Here is a 15,611-nt window from a genome sequence, read left to right as displayed (position 1 = left end):
ACTTATGAACGAATTTGAAAAACAATATCAGGAAATATTGGACTTCCTGAAGTTTGAAGACTATCTGCTAGCCGTTAAACGTATTATTGACTTTACTTTGGATACTCAGGAAATCAGTTTCTACACAAAAACATGTAACCTGCTTAACTGGCTTGACAATAACCCTGATGACAACTCTAAAAAGGAAAAGTTACAGGAACTGCTGGCAGAACTACATTCGGCATTAGTAAAGCGGCCTCAGCAAATAAGGCAAAACATACTTGAAGCCAGTGAACTTACAAAAAAATACTCAGGTTTTACCCTTGGCCCCGTTAACCTATCCCTTAATGAAGGAGATATTATTGGTCTTGTAGGTGAAAACGGTAACGGTAAAACAACCCTTTTACGTTCACTGTGTGGTGAGTTACATCCTACTAGCGGACATATAAGCTATAATTTTAAACATGAGGATTTGTATGACCTGCGCACCAAGCTGGTTTACATACCGCAGCGAACAGATACCTGGTATGGTTCCATGATGGATAACCTCCTGTTTACTGCCTCAAGCTATGGTTTCTCTCCACAGGAATCTCCGCTGGTGGTAGAACTGATAGTTGCCAGACTGGGACTTAGAAAATTCAGGAAACATAAATGGAAGGATCTTTCTTCCGGTTATAAAATGAGGTTTGAACTGGCACGTATGCTGTTACGAAAACCTAAAGTATTGCTTATAGATGAACCTCTTGCCAATTTAGATATACTCGCACAACAAACCGTACTGGAAGACTTTAAAGCCATAGCCAAATCGGCATTCAGGCCAATAGGAATAATACTGAGTTCGCAGCAACTGTATGAGGTAGAAAAAACATCTGATGAGGTTATATTCCTGAAACAGGGAGTACAAAAAAACCTGAAAGAAAATAATGATGATAACGATACTGAAAAACATCTTGTAATAGAGTTTGAAAGCTCATGGTCGCAAGGTGCGCTTAACGATTGCCTGGCAAGTACAGGTTTGTTAAGCCTACAGTTTAACGGAGGTACTTATATTGCCACATTTAACGGAAATGTTACCATAAACCATTTTATGAAAACGGTTATAGACCAAAACATACCGGTGGTTTACATGCGTGATATTTCTAACTCAACCAGACGCTTTTTTGTTTCCTAATAATCACACCTGCTATGTTTAAAAAAATACAAAACTATTTACTGCTTCATCACCCTTTACTGTGGAATACCAAATTTGTACCTGTACTAATCACAACATTAATAATAAATATAATATTCTTTATTTGGGGTTATAGCGAAGGAGCCGTTGATTTTCATTCCACCGATTACGACTATTATGATAAGTTTTCCTATCAATGCACTTTTTATGCTGTTATAATCTCAATACTTGTTTTGGTGCTTTGGCTTGTATTCTATTTCAGGAATAATGCCTTTAAATCGTTTTATCCCAAAAAAAATTCATCCCTGTTTAAGGAATGGATAATTATAGCTGTACTATGCCTGCTTAATATATCCTATACATTTAGTTATTACTATGCTCATGATCTAAGGGGAAGAAATTACTTTGACCGGGAGGAGGGTGAAAGAAGGTGTACTATACTAAGTGAGGCGTCTATATTTATTGACGGATCATTCAGGCATTATAAAAACGATGAAACAAAAACCCTTGTTAATGAAAACTATTATCCTGAATTAAGATATTATGGGGGTGAAAATGATTATTATGAGGATAGTGAAATACATTATAATATAAAATCCCCTAGCGATTATGACTCGGTATGCTATTTTGGCAAAATGCACCCCTATATTTCGCTAATAAATAAACAAACAAGCACTTATTCCATACTTAGCCATGAACGTGATTCCATATTAAATTATAAAGTAAAAGGCTGGCTGTTACAAAATAAAAAGGATTCGGTAACCCAATTGTTCAGGAACTTTTTAGATATACAAAACGAACACGGTCTTAAAGCTAATATTACGGCCGAACAATGGATTAGCCTTGTATACAACCCTCCGGTATTTGATGACTATTACACCATAGGGGCATCACACTATTCATATATAACAGGATATGAATACCCTGTTAATGTGCCAGACAGATATGACAGCGAAAATAACGAAGCGGAAAAAAACACCAAAGACAACATTATTACTACAGATAAATATGGCGATAAAGTTATTTTACCACGTTATTATGTATCGTTTAAACAATTAGACTATGCATATAATAAAATTTCGCGAACATGGACTTCCCCTTTTGACCTTAAATACTCTATTGCATATTTATATGCAGCATTAGCTTTTTCACTTATCATCTTCTCATTCAGGATTTCAACAATAAGAAATTGGTTTATTGCTGTAATATCAACCGGTATAGTAGGTTTTATTCTGTTTGCTATTGTAATGTCTTTAAGACATGTTATAAGACATACTTTTTATTTTGATGAGCTAATACTCTATCTGGCTATCTGGCTCGTAATACTAATGGTTATTTATATTGTATTTTTTTCTGTTTACAAGAACAAAGGCAGTAAAAAAATCACTTCAGTATTTATAAATATAATACTATGGCTATCGCCATGTGTGTTACTTATTATCTATGCAATACTTCATGAAATATATGTAGACGACCGTTATTATTATGAACCCTGTAACACCGGCATTTGCCCGTGGTTAAAAGAATTTGAAGGTTATATTTTCTTTACCAACCTTGTATTCACAGTACTTTATATGTACCTGCTTACCAGAATAATAAAAAAATGGAAAGGTATTGCAGAGGCTTAGTCCTGCTGCATTTTGGGCAGGGTACTTACATATAGGTTTTCCACCTTTTTACGTGCCCAGTCGGTTTTTCTTAAAAATGTAAGGCTTGATTTTACACTTGGATTCTCGTTAAAGCATTTTATGTTTATCAGTTCGCCAAGAGTATCAAAACCGTAAAAAGCTACGAGGTCTTCTACCATCTTTTTTAAGGTTATGCCATGTAACGGATCGTTTGATTGTTTTGTTTCCATAGTGTAAATATAGTTAGTATTTTTAATACCCATCGGAAAGCAGAATTACGCATACATTATCAATAAAATATAATTATTACAGGCAGGGCTAACCTCTTGCCGCATTAAACTATTGTACTTACCTTTGCAATCCTTATGCAAAAAACAGTTAACATACTAAACAAAAGAGCTCGCTTTGATTATGAGATACTGGAGCGTTATACAGCCGGTATTGTTTTGGCAGGGTCTGAAATTAAATCCATTCGTTTGGGCAAGGCTTCTATTGCCGAAAGTTTCTGTGAATTTCACGGTCATGAGCTGTTTGCCATAAACACCAATATAGAAGAATACACCTATAGCAGAAGCTTTAGCCATGCCCCAAAAAGTGAACGTAAACTACTGCTTAACAAAAGAGAGCTTAAAGGCCTTTTAAAAAGTGTACAGAACAAAGGTTTAACTATTGTTCCGCTTAGGCTGTTTACAAACGAAAAAGGACTCGCCAAACTGGAAATTGGACTGGCACGCGGTAAAAAGAATTATGACAAGCGTGATACTATTAAGGATCGTGACGTAAAACGCGACCTTGACAGGATCAAAAAAATATACAAATAAAAAAGGGTTGACATTAAGTCAACCCTTTTTTATATACGTTTAGTTTTTATTTTCCAACAATGGCACAAACCTAAATTCACCAAACTCATGTTTTTCAAACTGAGTTTCATTTTTTCTTATCAGCATAGTCATTATCTGTATACCCTGCTCATTATCAACAGGAATAATAAGCCTGCCTCCTATTTTTAACTGCGCCATTAAAGGTTTAGGGATAAACGGAGCTCCGGCAGTAACTATAACACTGTCAAACGGAGCAAAATTAGGCAGTCCTTTGTATCCGTCACCAAACGAAAGATGCTTAGGTCTAATACCCAGTTTAGGCAATAACAGCGATGTGGTTTTAAAAAGTTCCCTTTGCCTTTCTACACTGTAAACTTTTGCCCCCATTGTACATAATACAGCAGTTTGGTAGCCAGACCCCGTTCCTATTTCGAGTATTTTATGTTCGGGATCTACTTCCAGCAATTGTGACTGGAATGCTACGGTGTAAGGCTGAGATATGGTTTGACCGGCCCCAATAGGGAAAGCCTTATCCTGATAGGCATAATCTTCAAAACTGGAATCCAGAAAAAGGTGTCGCGGTATCTTTTTTATTGCCGCAAGCACATTTTTATCTGTAATACCTTTTTGTTCCAAAACGCTTACCAACTGATTACGAAGCCCCTGATGTTTTCCTGTATCTCTCAATGCTGTAAAATGTTTATTTTGTAAAAATAGAAAACATTTCACATAGGGTGCAATACTAAACTCACTATCATATTAACAATACTGTATTATTAAAAAACATACTTTATTTTTAGTGCTGTGTTCTTGCGTTTTACAGCGAAATAGTTTTATTTTTGTTAAAAATTTTTCTTTATGCTTAAAGTAGGAGTATTGGGCGCAGGCCATTTAGGGAAAATCCACCTGCGTTTACTCAACCAATCCCAAAAATATGAACTGGTAGGGTTTTATGACCCTAACAGTGCCAATGCCGATAAAGTGGCAAAAGAACACGGCTACCGTAAATTTGACTCTATAGAAGAACTTATAAATGCTGTGGACGTGGTAGATATTGTAACCCCTACCCTTTCACATCACGACTGTGCCAAAGAGGCCATTACTGCCGGCAAACACGTTTTTGTTGAAAAACCTATATCTAACACGGTTGAAGAAGCCGAGGAGATTATAGCCCTTGCCAAACAACATAACGTAAAAGGACAGGTAGGACACGTGGAGCGTTTTAACCCTGCTTTTATGGCTACCCGCGAAAAGATTGTTAACCCCATGTTTATTGAAACCCACCGCCTTGCCGAGTTTAACCCTCGCGGTACAGATGTGCCTGTGGTGTTGGATTTAATGATACACGACATAGATGTTATACTTAGCGTGGTAAAAAGTAAGGTAAAGGATATTAAGGCCAGTGGTGTTGCTGTTATTAGTGATACTCCCGATATTGCCAATGCCCGCATTGAATTTGAAAGCGGTTGTGTGGCAAACCTTACAGCAAGCCGTATATCGCTTAAAAATATGCGTAAATCACGTTTCTTTCAAAAGGATGCTTATATATCGGTTGACTTTTTAGACAAGATGTGTGAGGTGGTAAAAATGAAAGATGCTCCCGAAGAACCGGGTGATTTTGACATGATACTTCAAAATGCAGAAGGACTTAAAAAGCAAATTTACTTTGAGAATCCCGAAATTGTTGCTAACAATGCTATACTGGACGAACTTGAAACTTTTGCCGATGCCATAAACAACAATACTACACCAATAGTAACGCTGGAAGACGGTACCGAAGCATTAAGGATAGCTTACCGCATTATTGACTGTTTCGAAAATAAATAACAATGACTACACGGTACACATTGAGCGCATATTTTATTTCATTCTTTGCTATTGTAGTACCGGTAATAATATTTCTCATTTTATACAACATAAATATTATTTTTCATAATAACATGTTTTATACTGTATTGTATACAGCAGCAATGCTTGTTGTTGAATTCATATTGTATACAACTTTAAGAACCAAAGTAATTACCGTTAGTATTAATGAAACAGAAATATCGGTTAAACGCTTTTTAGGATTAGGACCCGAAAAAAAGTACAGAATAAAAGATTTAGACGGCTTTCACTTATCAAAAGTTGAGATTAAAAGAGGATATTACGACTGCATTTATATTATATATAAAAATAAAAAAGTAGCTAAAGTATCTAATCTCTATCATGATAATTATGATTACTTTTTAAACAGAGTAGAAAATCATCTAAAGGATTTGGGGTTTACCGAAAGTGATTTTATAACCGAATTAAAAGATGCATTTGATTTTTAAAAGGCTATGATAATAACATCTAAATTTAAAACAGCTGCATATTTACCAATTATCGCTTTTGTATTTTACATCTTAGTAACTTTTTTTATTTATTATTTTCCGGGTATATTTCTTAACATGCCTAAAGTACTTGTAATAATAGTAACTATATATACTCTAGCAACAATAATAAAACTGTTCCTTATTGAAGGATTATTAAAAATAAATACCTTACAAATAAATAGCAGGGAAGTAATTGTAAAAAAAGCATGGGGTTTTTTGAACGAAAAAAAATACAGACTTAAAGACCTTGACGGATATTATACTTCAACAAAACAACTTAGGAGAAAACAGCAAACTTTTACCTATAACTATTTACTTATTATGCAAAAAGGTAAAATTGTAGCTCATATTTCAAATCAGTATCATCAAAATTTCAATGAGATGAATGATTTTATAAAAGAAAACCTAACCGAACTTGGTTATAAAAAAAGTACTATATTCTTAGATATAAAAAATGCACTAAAATTCTAATACATAAACCTTACCCAGCCATGAAAAAACTATTTTCCTTACTATTATTAGTCGTTACTACAAGTGGTATTGCACAAAACCTTATAAAAGGTACTGTGAAAGACCTTACTACACTGGAAAACATGGAACTGGTTACGGTTAGCACACTAGACCAGCAGCATAACACCATATCAAATACTGAAGGGAACTTTCAGTTAAGTTACCCTGACGGGACTGAAACCATAGTATTTACCTATTTGGGATATGCCCCACTGGAAGTGAATCTTACAAACCTGCCACAGGATAACGTTTTTTACCTTGAACCAACTGATTTTGAGCTTGAGGAAATTGTGGTTATCAGTACGCCACTTAATGAGTTTGTAGAACAGTTGGTTAAAAACTCATACAACCATTTAAATGCTCCTTTCCTGTTAAGCACGTATTACAGGGAGTTTGTAAAAATCAACGACACCTACAGTAAATTTTCTGACGGGCTTATAGATTACAATGTAGACAAAGGCCGAAAGAAAATTAAAAGTGATGTAGTAGTAAAACAAAGTCGTGCCTTTAAACTTAATGGTGATGAGGAAAGCATGCTGGCTGCCGAAATGACCTCTCCGCTAGACCTGCGCAAAGCCATTTCGAGAGATTGTAACTTTGGGGTACTCGATCATGTTTTTGATAAAAAGGAATTTAAAAAATATTCCTTCATTATTAAATCACAAAAGGATGCAAACGGTAACGATGTACAAACCATTTACTACGAACCGCTACCGGAAATAGAAGAACCGTTATATGCAGGAAGTCTTACTTATGACCCGGCTAAAAACCTTATACTTGCCATGGAACTACAAATGGCTCCATCACACAGAAAGTATTCTAAACTAAGAAATTTTCTGGTTATTAAAGCAAGGCTTGATGATATTGGTTATAAGTGTTTCTTTAAGGTAACAAATAACGATTATATGCTGTCTTACTCCTGCGTATATGGTGATATTTACATCAAAAACAAAAAAAAGTTTGACGATAATATAATATTTAAGAGTGATCTTATAGTAACCAACTTCACTAGTGACCTAAGTTCGTTCAATAAAAAAGAAAAGTACAGGGATAAAGATCTTTATCAGGCTGGAACGAATTATACCGAGGAGTTTTGGAAGAAAAATAACTCTATACTTTTAACTGCCGAAGAGGAAGAGATTATCAGTTCGCTAAAGGATGTAAAATAAGTACAGTTAGCAATCAAAAGCTGTGATAATTACGAATTTGAAAAGAAATTCATTACAAAAACGTTTTCTGTTGCAAATTTGCCATTATTGTTACTAATTTTACCGGCAAATTTTCATAAATTCGGCAAACTTTAAACAAACAGACTTTATAATGAAAAACATAGCAGTAATAGGTGCAGGAACAATGGGTAACGGTATTGCCCACACCTTTGCACAAAGCGGATTTACAGTAAAACTTATTGATATATCAGAAAAATCACTGGACAAAGGTATGGCTACCATAGCCGGTAACCTTGACAGGATGATTGCAAAAGGCACTATTACAGAAGAGGATAAAGCTAAAACAATAGGTAACATTATTACCTATACCGATATTAAGGACGGTGTTGTAGGTGTTGACCTTGTGGTTGAAGCAGCTACCGAAAATGTAGACCTTAAACTAAATATATTCAAACAGCTTAACGAGTACTGTGAGGAAAACACTATTTTGGCAACAAATACGTCGTCTATCTCTATTACTCAAATTGCAGCTGTTACAACAAGACAGGACAAAGTAATTGGTATGCACTTTATGAACCCGGTGCCAATTATGAAACTGGTGGAAATTATTCGTGGTTACAACACTTCTGACGAAGTTACCAAAACCATTATGGACCTGTCGGTTAAACTAAGTAAAGTACCTGTAGAAGTTAACGATTACCCTGGCTTTGTGGCAAACCGTATACTTATGCCAATGATTAACGAAGCTATCGAAACACTTTACAACGGTGTTGCGGGTGTGTATGAAATTGACACGGTAATGAAACTGGGTATGGCTCACCCAATGGGGCCGTTACAACTTGCCGATTTTATTGGTCTTGATGTATGTCTTTCTATCCTTAACGTAATGTACGACGGATTTAAAAACCCTAAATATGCACCATGCCCGTTATTGGTTAACATGGTACGCGCCGGTAAACTGGGTGTTAAATCAGGAGAAGGTTTCTACGATTATTCCGAAAGCAGAAAAGCCGAAAAAGTGGCAAAAATGTTTGCAAAGTAGTATATTTAAAGACGGGTTTTTCAACCCGTCTTTTTTAACTCTTTAAATCATGGAAATTAATTGGGATAGCCAGTCACTTTTGGTACTGGGCATGTCGGGACTTGTGTTTATTTTGGTAGGTGCTATAATGTATTTTTTTCCTCCCAAAAAAATCAACCATCTATACGGTTACCGCACACCAAAATCAATGGCTTCACAGGAGCGATGGGATTTTTCACAAAAATACTCTTCGGTGTTACTTATTATAAGCGGAGTTATTATAGTTCCGTTGGGAGTTATCATATCTTTACTTCCTATCAGCCAGAAAGCTGATATCCTGTTAAGTGTACCAATCCTGCTCCTTACAGTAATATTATTTTTTATTAAAACCGAACGTGAACTGAAAAAGCGTTTTGGTAAAAACTAAACACTACATAATTGGCAAAAATAGTTCCGTTTAAAGCTGTGCGCCCTACGCGCGACAAGGTGAGCCTGGTTACATCACGCTCATACGAAGAGTACACCCCTGCCGAACTGGCATCGCAGCTTGATTATAATCCTTTTTCGTTTTTACATATACTTAATCCTGCTTATGTAAACCTGCACAAAATATCTACAGACACAAGGTTTAAGGGAGTACAGCTAAAGTATCAGGAGTTTAAGGAAGAAGATGTTTTTAAAAAGGAACCAAATCCTGTATTCTTCCTGTATGAGATAGAAAGCAAAAATAACACCTTTACGGGTATTATTGCAGGTACATCTATAGAAGACTATAAGAACAATGTGATAAAGAAACACGAAGATACGCTTGCTTACCGCGTGGAACTGTTTAAGGATTACCTGCACCAAACCGGCTTTAATACCGAACCGGTACTTATTACCTATCCGCAAAATAACGAACTCCAGCAATGGATAGACAAACGCAAACAGAAAAGACCGTTATACCTGTTCTCTTCCCTTAATAAGGACAAGCATACCATTTGGCGTATTAAAGAGGATGAGGAGATACAATGGGTACAGGAACAGTTTGAAAAAATGGGTAACCTGTATATTGCCGACGGTCACCACCGCTCAGCTTCGGCAGAAATGCTGTACGATCAGGATAAAGATTCGGGTAACGCAAACCTGAACCATTTTATGAGCTTCCTGATATGCGAAACCAATTTAAAGATATACGAATACAATCGCATAGTTAACGACCTTAACGGACTTACAAAACATGCTTTCCTTAAAGCCCTGGAAAAGGATTTCACGATAGTAAACAAAGACCAGGAGTTATGGAAACCAAAACAAAAATACCAGTTTGGTATGTATCTGGATGGTGATTTTTATGCCCTTACGCTAAAAAACACTAACTTTAATTCGGTTATGGAGTCACTGGATGCACAAATTCTTTACACCAAAGTACTTAACCCGCTACTGGGAATTGGCGATTTACGTAACGATGAGCGCATTGCCTACATACCGGGCAGCAAACCTGTTACCGCCATTAAGGAAATGGTAGACGGTGGTGATTTTGAAGTGGGCTTTATGCTCTACCCTGCCTCTATAAACGAGATTAAGGAGCTGGCAGACAACAACCTTATTATGCCACCTAAGAGTACGTATATTGAACCAAAATTCAGGAGCGGACTTGTAGTGTACGAAATTTAGTTTTTAGATTACCCTATTTTTAGACTTACAAAGCATGAAACTATTAATTGTTTTACTTTTTACATCTATGTGCTGTTATGCACAGCAGGAGGATATTACAGAAAAAGTAAAGCAAATAGACGATATGTCTCAAAACAATAGTATTGCATCACTAGCCTGTGGAAGTATTTTCAAGAAAAGATTTCTTTTTGGTAAAAAAACTATTGGCGGATTTTCAAATCAAGTGTATTGTACTAAGCCTGTAAACGGTGTACAATACAAAAATGATTCTCCTTCAATCATGAAAGGACAGTACACTGAAACAAGTTTTATAACAAAAAACAGTACTGGGTACCTTGACGCTACTTTTTATTATGATAATGATAAATTGTTTTTTGTATGTATCGAAAAAGGTATAAAAAATAAAAATGCCGAACCTGTATCTGAAATATATAATATTGAACCTGGAAAAGATATTAGTCCTGAAATAAGTGAAAAACTAGGCTTTGATATTACCGAATGGATTAATAATCGTAAAATTCTATTTGAAGAAATGAGAGACCAAATGAAAGGATTAACAACTATGACTTATTAATTCATTTGTAAAGGTGTATTAAAACACTGCTTTTTGTTAGCAAATAGTATTAAATTTGTTATTCGGGACGATACCTAAAATCAGCCCTAAATACCACAATTGAAAAAATGTCGATAAAAGAAAATTTACTTTCCATAAAAGAGGCGCTGCCATCACATGTTACTCTTGTGGCAGTAAGCAAAACCAAGCCTGTTAGCGACCTTATGGAAGCTTATAATGCCGGGCAGCGTATTTTTGGCGAAAACAAAATACAGGAAATGACCGATAAGCATGAGCAAATGCCTAAGGACATTGAATGGCACATGATAGGCCACGTGCAAACCAATAAGGTAAAACATATGGCTCCGTTTGTTAGCCTGGTTCATGGCGTGGACAGCCTTAAACTGCTTAAGGAAATAAACAAACAGGCTAAAAAGAACGACAGAATAATAAACTGTTTGCTACAAATGCACATAGCCGAAGAGGATACCAAATTCGGGCTGTATGAAGCCGAACTTAACGAGATACTGGAGTCAGACGAGTTTCAGCAAATGGAAAACATAAAAGTTACCGGACTGATGGGTATGGCTACATTTACCGAGAGCGAACACCAAATTGAAAAGGAATTTAGCTACCTTAAAGGTATATTCGACAGGCTAAAGGATCATCCTGAAAGAAACAACTTTAAACCAGAAACACTTTCCATGGGAATGAGCGGCGACCATAAACTTGCTATTTCATGCGGAAGTACCATGATTCGCGTGGGTAGTAGTATTTTTGGTTCAAGACACTAAATTTTGGGAATTTTATCCGAAATTTGCAGCTTTAAAACTTTAAACAGATAAATACATTTTTTGTACGCAATACTTGACATAGAAACGACCGGAGGACAGTATAATGAGGAAGGAATAACCGAGATTGCCATATATAAATACGACGGGCATGAGGTAGTAGACCAGTTTATCAGCCTTGTAAATCCCGAGAAACCCATTCAGCCTTTTGTGGTAAAGCTTACCGGTATTAATAATGCCATGCTTCGCAGTGCCCCTAAGTTTTATGAGGTTGCCAAGCGTATTATTGAAATTACCGAAGGTTGTATTATAGTGGCACACAATGCCCAGTTTGATTATAGGGTACTGCGTACCGAGTTTAACCGACTGGGGTATAACTACGAGCGCCAGTCACTATGTACTGTAGAGCTTTCACAAAAACTGTTACCCGAACAAAAATCACACAGCCTTGGCAAGCTCGTTCGTGCACTGGGAATCCCAATGAGCGACAGGCACCGTGCTACCGGAGATGCCATGGCAACCGTACATCTGTTCAAGTTATTACTCTCTAAAGACACCACTAAAGAAATTGTAAAAAGCCTTATAAAAACCGATCAGAAAAAAGGCATACCTCCTAAATTGTTTGATATACTGGAAGGAGTACCTGCGGTTACAGGAGTTTATTACATATACAAAGAAAACGGCGACCTGATTTACATCGGCAAGAGCCGAAACATTAAAAAAAGACTGCATCAGCATTTTACAGCAACTTCGGGTAAATCAAAACGTATTCAGCGTGATACATATGCCGTAAAGTATGAAGAAACCGGAAGTGAACTTATTGCCCTGCTTAAAGAGTGTCAGGAAATCAAGGTAAATAAGCCGGTGTATAACCGTGCCCAAAAGAAAACGGTTTTCCCATGGTCTGTTTACGTTGAAAAAAACAGTGACGGCTACCTGTGCCTTAGCCTGCAAAAAACTGACGGCCGTAAAAAAGAAGTAGTTTCGTTTGCAAGTGTTACCGATGGTAAAAATGCCCTACATAAAATTGTAGAGCAGTACAACCTGTGCAAAAAAATAAACGGACTTGAGAGTCCGTCAAAAGCGAGTTGTTTCGGTCTTGAACTTAATACATGTAACGGTGCCTGTATAGGCAAAGAATCTGTCGAAGAGTACAACAATCGTGTACAGGAATTTGTAGGCAAGAACAGTTTTTATAATCAAAGTATGATTATTATAGACCGCGGCCGTACTGTTGACGAACGAAGTGCCGTGCTTATTGAAAAGGGCGAATACAAGGGCTATGCCTTCTATAACCTAAACTACCAGATCACTAAAACAGATATCCTTAAAAACATCCTTATCCCTATGGAGAATAACAGGGATGCCAAAAACATTATTAAAAGCTATATAAGGAAAAAGAAAGCTTTAAAAATAGTGCGTCTGTAAGAGTTTTAGTAATTTTGATAGGAATCAAACCCTACTGCATTGAAAAAAGGCATAATCAGCGACGATTTCAGGAAAAAACTACACGTTATAATTTACGAGGCCGATACTCCGGCTGGTCGTTTTTTTGACCTTGCCCTTCTGTTTGTTATCATTATAAGCATAGTAGCCGTAATGCTGGAAAGCGTAACATCTATAAGACTGCTTCACGGTAAGGAACTTGCCATTGCCGAATGGATTATAACCATACTTTTTACGCTTGAATATATTGCACGTATTGTAGCACTAAAAAAACCTTTAAACTACATTTTTAGCTTTTATGGTATAATAGACCTGCTCTCTACCCTGCCTAAATATATTGATGTACTATTCCCGGGACTTGGTTTCCTTATATCCATAAGAGCACTGAGGTTATTAAGGGTTTTCAGGATTTTAAAACTAAGTCAGTTTGTAGGAGCATCAAACCAACTATTAATGGCACTCAAAAAGAGCCGTGTAAAAATTGCCGTATTTTTGTTTACTGTAGTTATACTCTGTATCATTCTAGGTACACTTATGTTTATAATTGAAGGTCCGGAGAGTGGTTTTAGCAATATACCCGTTAGCATTTACTGGACTATAGTCACGCTAACTACAGTGGGATTTGGTGACATTACACCAGTTACACCTTTAGGTCAGTTTGTATCGGTTATTATCATGATTATGGGTTATGGGATTATAGCTGTACCAACCGGACTGGTTACCGCACAGTTTATGCAGGAACGAAATGAAAACAGTAATACACAGGTGTGCCCAAACTGTAATTCTGATCACCATAAGGATGGTGCTAACTATTGTTATAACTGCGGGCATCATTTACATCATTAATTCATGAATAGTACAGATAAAAAATATCTTATTACCGTTATAGGCCCTACGGCCATAGGGAAAACAGCTATGGCAATTGAGCTTGCCAAACATTTTAACTGTGAGATACTTTCGGCAGACAGCAGGCAGTTTTTCAGGGAAATGAATATTGGTACTGCTGTTCCAAGTGAAGAGGAACTGGCGCAAGCACCTCATCATTTTATACAGAATATTAGTGTTTTTGACGAATACAATGTAGGCGATTTTGAACGTGATGCTATAAATAAACTCGATGAGCTATACACTCAAAATGATTTTGCTGTTTTGGTGGGCGGTTCAGGACTGTATATTGATGCTGTTTTAAAAGGTTTCGACGATTTCCCTGATGTAGACTCGGCTGTTAGACAGGAAATAATAAACAACTATGAGGAAAACGGAATTACATGGCTACAGCAGGAGCTGGAAAGAAAAGACCCTGTACATTATGCCAATGTAGCCAAAGAGAATCCGCAACGCATGATGCGCGCCCTAGAGGTATGTATCAGTTCGGGTAAGCCCTACTCCTCTTTCCTTAACATCAAAAAGAATTCAAGACGCTTTACCCCTATTGTTATTGGACTGGATGCCGAAAGAGAAGTAATGTACGACCGTATTAACCGCCGTGTGGACATCATGGTAAATAACGGACTTATTGACGAGGCAAAAGCGCTCTATCCGCATAAAAAGTTAAATGCTTTACAAACCGTGGGATACCGTGAATTATTCAGTTACTTTGATGGCGATTTTACCAAAGAATTTGCCATAGAGGAAATAAAAAAGAATACACGACGCTTTGCCAAAAGGCAAATGACATGGTTTAAGCGTACCGAAGGCGTGCATTGGTTTGATTTCACAACCAATCCGCAGGAAATTATTAATTACATAGAAAACTCACTATAATGCCAATATCTCCACAATTCACATCAGTTTTTACACAGGACTGGGAAATTAATTTTTTACAGTGCCTTCCCAGCGGACACCTAAAGCATACTGAACTGTGCAACCTTATGCAGCTTACCGCAGGTGCACACGCCGAACTGGGTGGTATGAGCTTTACCGATATGCAGGTACACGATCAGGCATGGGTACTTAGCCGTATGAGAGTTGAAGTGGATGAGTTACCTAAATGGCGTGATACAGTTACCATAAAAACATGGATATTAGACCTGCAGGGATCACGATCTGTAAGGGCACTGGAAATGTATATAGGCGATAAAAAAGTAGCAGGAGCCCTAACCTACTGGGCTGTTATAAACACGAAACTACGTAAAGCAGAGGCTTTGGTTTTACCCCATGAGCATTTTGAAAAATATCCGGAAAGGATGCCTACACAGGAGGCTTTTAAAAAGGTAGAAATCTCAAGGGAAAGTGAAGTTGCTACCGAAAGAACAGTATTACTATCTGACCTTGATATTGTGTTCCATGCCAATAATGTAAAATATTTGGAATGGTGCCTTGACACGGTAGATTTTAAACCTTTGCTAAAACAACAGCTTAAAAGTTTTGACATGAACTACCTAAGGGAACTTAAGCTTGGTGATAAAATTACTATTAACAGAGGACAGCAGGATAACCAAACTTATTTTACCGTACAAAAAGACGATAAACCTAGTTTTGCCCTGGAGCTTAACTGGAAATAAAGCATAAA

Annotated in this window: 18 protein-coding genes; 16 read left to right on the top strand and 2 right to left on the bottom strand. The window is 36.8% G+C overall.

Annotated features, from left to right (window positions below; translation table 11 throughout):
• Window positions 1–4: 4 nt before the first annotated feature.
• Window positions 5–1,150 (top strand): ABC transporter ATP-binding protein, encoded by a 1,146-nt coding sequence (locus ABS768_RS05145; protein WP_408073903.1) that lies wholly within the window; start codon window positions 5–7, stop codon window positions 1,148–1,150.
• 14 nt (window positions 1,151–1,164) lie between these two features.
• A complete protein-coding gene (locus tag ABS768_RS05140; RefSeq protein WP_408073902.1) occupies window positions 1,165–2,778 on the top strand; it encodes a hypothetical protein in 1,614 nt (537 codons plus the stop codon).
• Here ABS768_RS05140 and ABS768_RS05135 read toward each other — a convergent pair.
• The gene (locus ABS768_RS05135) at window positions 2,775–3,008 is read right to left on the bottom strand and encodes a VF530 family protein (RefSeq protein WP_408073901.1); all 234 of its coding nucleotides are present in this window, start codon (window positions 3,006–3,008) and stop codon (window positions 2,775–2,777) included. The genes ABS768_RS05140 and ABS768_RS05135 overlap by 4 nt on opposite strands.
• Window positions 3,009–3,143: 135 nt before the next feature.
• Here ABS768_RS05135 and smpB point away from each other — a divergent pair, with 135 nt between their 5' ends.
• Window positions 3,144–3,599 (top strand): SsrA-binding protein SmpB, encoded by a 456-nt coding sequence (smpB, locus tag ABS768_RS05130; RefSeq protein ID WP_408073900.1) that lies wholly within the window; start codon window positions 3,144–3,146, stop codon window positions 3,597–3,599.
• 39 nt (window positions 3,600–3,638) lie between these two features.
• Here smpB and ABS768_RS05125 read toward each other — a convergent pair whose 3' ends face one another.
• On the bottom strand, window positions 3,639–4,286 hold the full coding sequence (locus ABS768_RS05125) for a protein-L-isoaspartate(D-aspartate) O-methyltransferase (RefSeq protein ID WP_408073899.1): 648 nt from the start codon (window positions 4,284–4,286) through the stop codon (window positions 3,639–3,641).
• A gap of 171 nt (window positions 4,287–4,457) precedes the next feature.
• Between ABS768_RS05125 and ABS768_RS05120 the strand changes: the two genes are divergently transcribed.
• The 13 genes from ABS768_RS05120 (at window position 4,458) to ABS768_RS05060 (ending at window position 15,603) form a co-directional block, all read left to right on the top strand.
• Window positions 4,458–5,426 (top strand): Gfo/Idh/MocA family protein, encoded by a 969-nt coding sequence (locus tag ABS768_RS05120; protein ID WP_408073898.1) that lies wholly within the window; start codon window positions 4,458–4,460, stop codon window positions 5,424–5,426.
• 113 nt (window positions 5,427–5,539) lie between these two features.
• Window positions 5,540–5,914: a hypothetical protein gene (locus ABS768_RS05115; protein ID WP_408073897.1), complete on the top strand. Its 375-nt coding sequence runs from the start codon at window positions 5,540–5,542 to the stop codon at window positions 5,912–5,914.
• Window positions 5,915–6,031: 117 nt separating this feature from the next.
• Entirely contained in the window at window positions 6,032–6,427 is a 396-nt protein-coding gene (locus ABS768_RS05110; RefSeq protein WP_408073896.1) for a hypothetical protein, read from the top strand.
• 20 nt (window positions 6,428–6,447) lie between these two features.
• Window positions 6,448–7,635 (top strand): carboxypeptidase-like regulatory domain-containing protein, encoded by a 1,188-nt coding sequence (locus tag ABS768_RS05105; RefSeq protein ID WP_408073895.1) that lies wholly within the window; start codon window positions 6,448–6,450, stop codon window positions 7,633–7,635.
• 151 nt (window positions 7,636–7,786) lie between these two features.
• On the top strand, window positions 7,787–8,677 hold the full coding sequence (locus ABS768_RS05100; protein WP_157481191.1) for a 3-hydroxybutyryl-CoA dehydrogenase: 891 nt from the start codon (window positions 7,787–7,789) through the stop codon (window positions 8,675–8,677).
• A gap of 49 nt (window positions 8,678–8,726) precedes the next feature.
• On the top strand, window positions 8,727–9,083 hold the full coding sequence (locus ABS768_RS05095; protein WP_408073894.1) for an SdpI family protein: 357 nt from the start codon (window positions 8,727–8,729) through the stop codon (window positions 9,081–9,083).
• Between the two features lie 11 nt (window positions 9,084–9,094).
• The gene (locus ABS768_RS05090) at window positions 9,095–10,309 is read left to right on the top strand and encodes a DUF1015 domain-containing protein (RefSeq protein ID WP_408073893.1); all 1,215 of its coding nucleotides are present in this window, start codon (window positions 9,095–9,097) and stop codon (window positions 10,307–10,309) included.
• Between the two features lie 34 nt (window positions 10,310–10,343).
• Window positions 10,344–10,883 carry a hypothetical protein gene (locus ABS768_RS05085; RefSeq protein WP_408073892.1) on the top strand — a complete coding sequence of 180 codons (540 nt, stop codon included), beginning with the start codon at window positions 10,344–10,346 and terminating at the stop codon, window positions 10,881–10,883.
• A 107-nt stretch (window positions 10,884–10,990) separates the two neighbouring features.
• Window positions 10,991–11,656: a YggS family pyridoxal phosphate-dependent enzyme gene (locus ABS768_RS05080; RefSeq protein WP_408073891.1), complete on the top strand. Its 666-nt coding sequence runs from the start codon at window positions 10,991–10,993 to the stop codon at window positions 11,654–11,656.
• A gap of 60 nt (window positions 11,657–11,716) precedes the next feature.
• Window positions 11,717–13,081, top strand: a complete 1,365-nt coding sequence (locus ABS768_RS05075) for an exonuclease domain-containing protein (protein ID WP_408073890.1) — start codon at window positions 11,717–11,719, stop codon at window positions 13,079–13,081.
• Between the two features lie 39 nt (window positions 13,082–13,120).
• Window positions 13,121–13,945: an ion transporter gene (locus tag ABS768_RS05070; protein ID WP_408073889.1), complete on the top strand. Its 825-nt coding sequence runs from the start codon at window positions 13,121–13,123 to the stop codon at window positions 13,943–13,945.
• Window positions 13,946–13,948: 3 nt separating this feature from the next.
• Window positions 13,949–14,863 carry a tRNA (adenosine(37)-N6)-dimethylallyltransferase MiaA gene (miaA, locus tag ABS768_RS05065; RefSeq protein WP_408073888.1) on the top strand — a complete coding sequence of 305 codons (915 nt, stop codon included), beginning with the start codon at window positions 13,949–13,951 and terminating at the stop codon, window positions 14,861–14,863.
• Window positions 14,863–15,603, top strand: a complete 741-nt coding sequence (locus ABS768_RS05060) for an acyl-[acyl-carrier-protein] thioesterase (protein WP_408073887.1) — start codon at window positions 14,863–14,865, stop codon at window positions 15,601–15,603. Before miaA ends, ABS768_RS05060 begins: the two co-directional genes overlap by 1 nt.
• Window positions 15,604–15,611 lie beyond the last annotated feature (8 nt).

Source organism: Flavobacterium rhizophilum (assembly GCF_046000485.1).
Taxonomy (GTDB): Bacteria; Bacteroidota; Bacteroidia; order Flavobacteriales; family Flavobacteriaceae; genus Flavobacterium; species Flavobacterium rhizophilum.
This window is presented reverse-complemented; position numbering and strand designations above follow the sequence as displayed.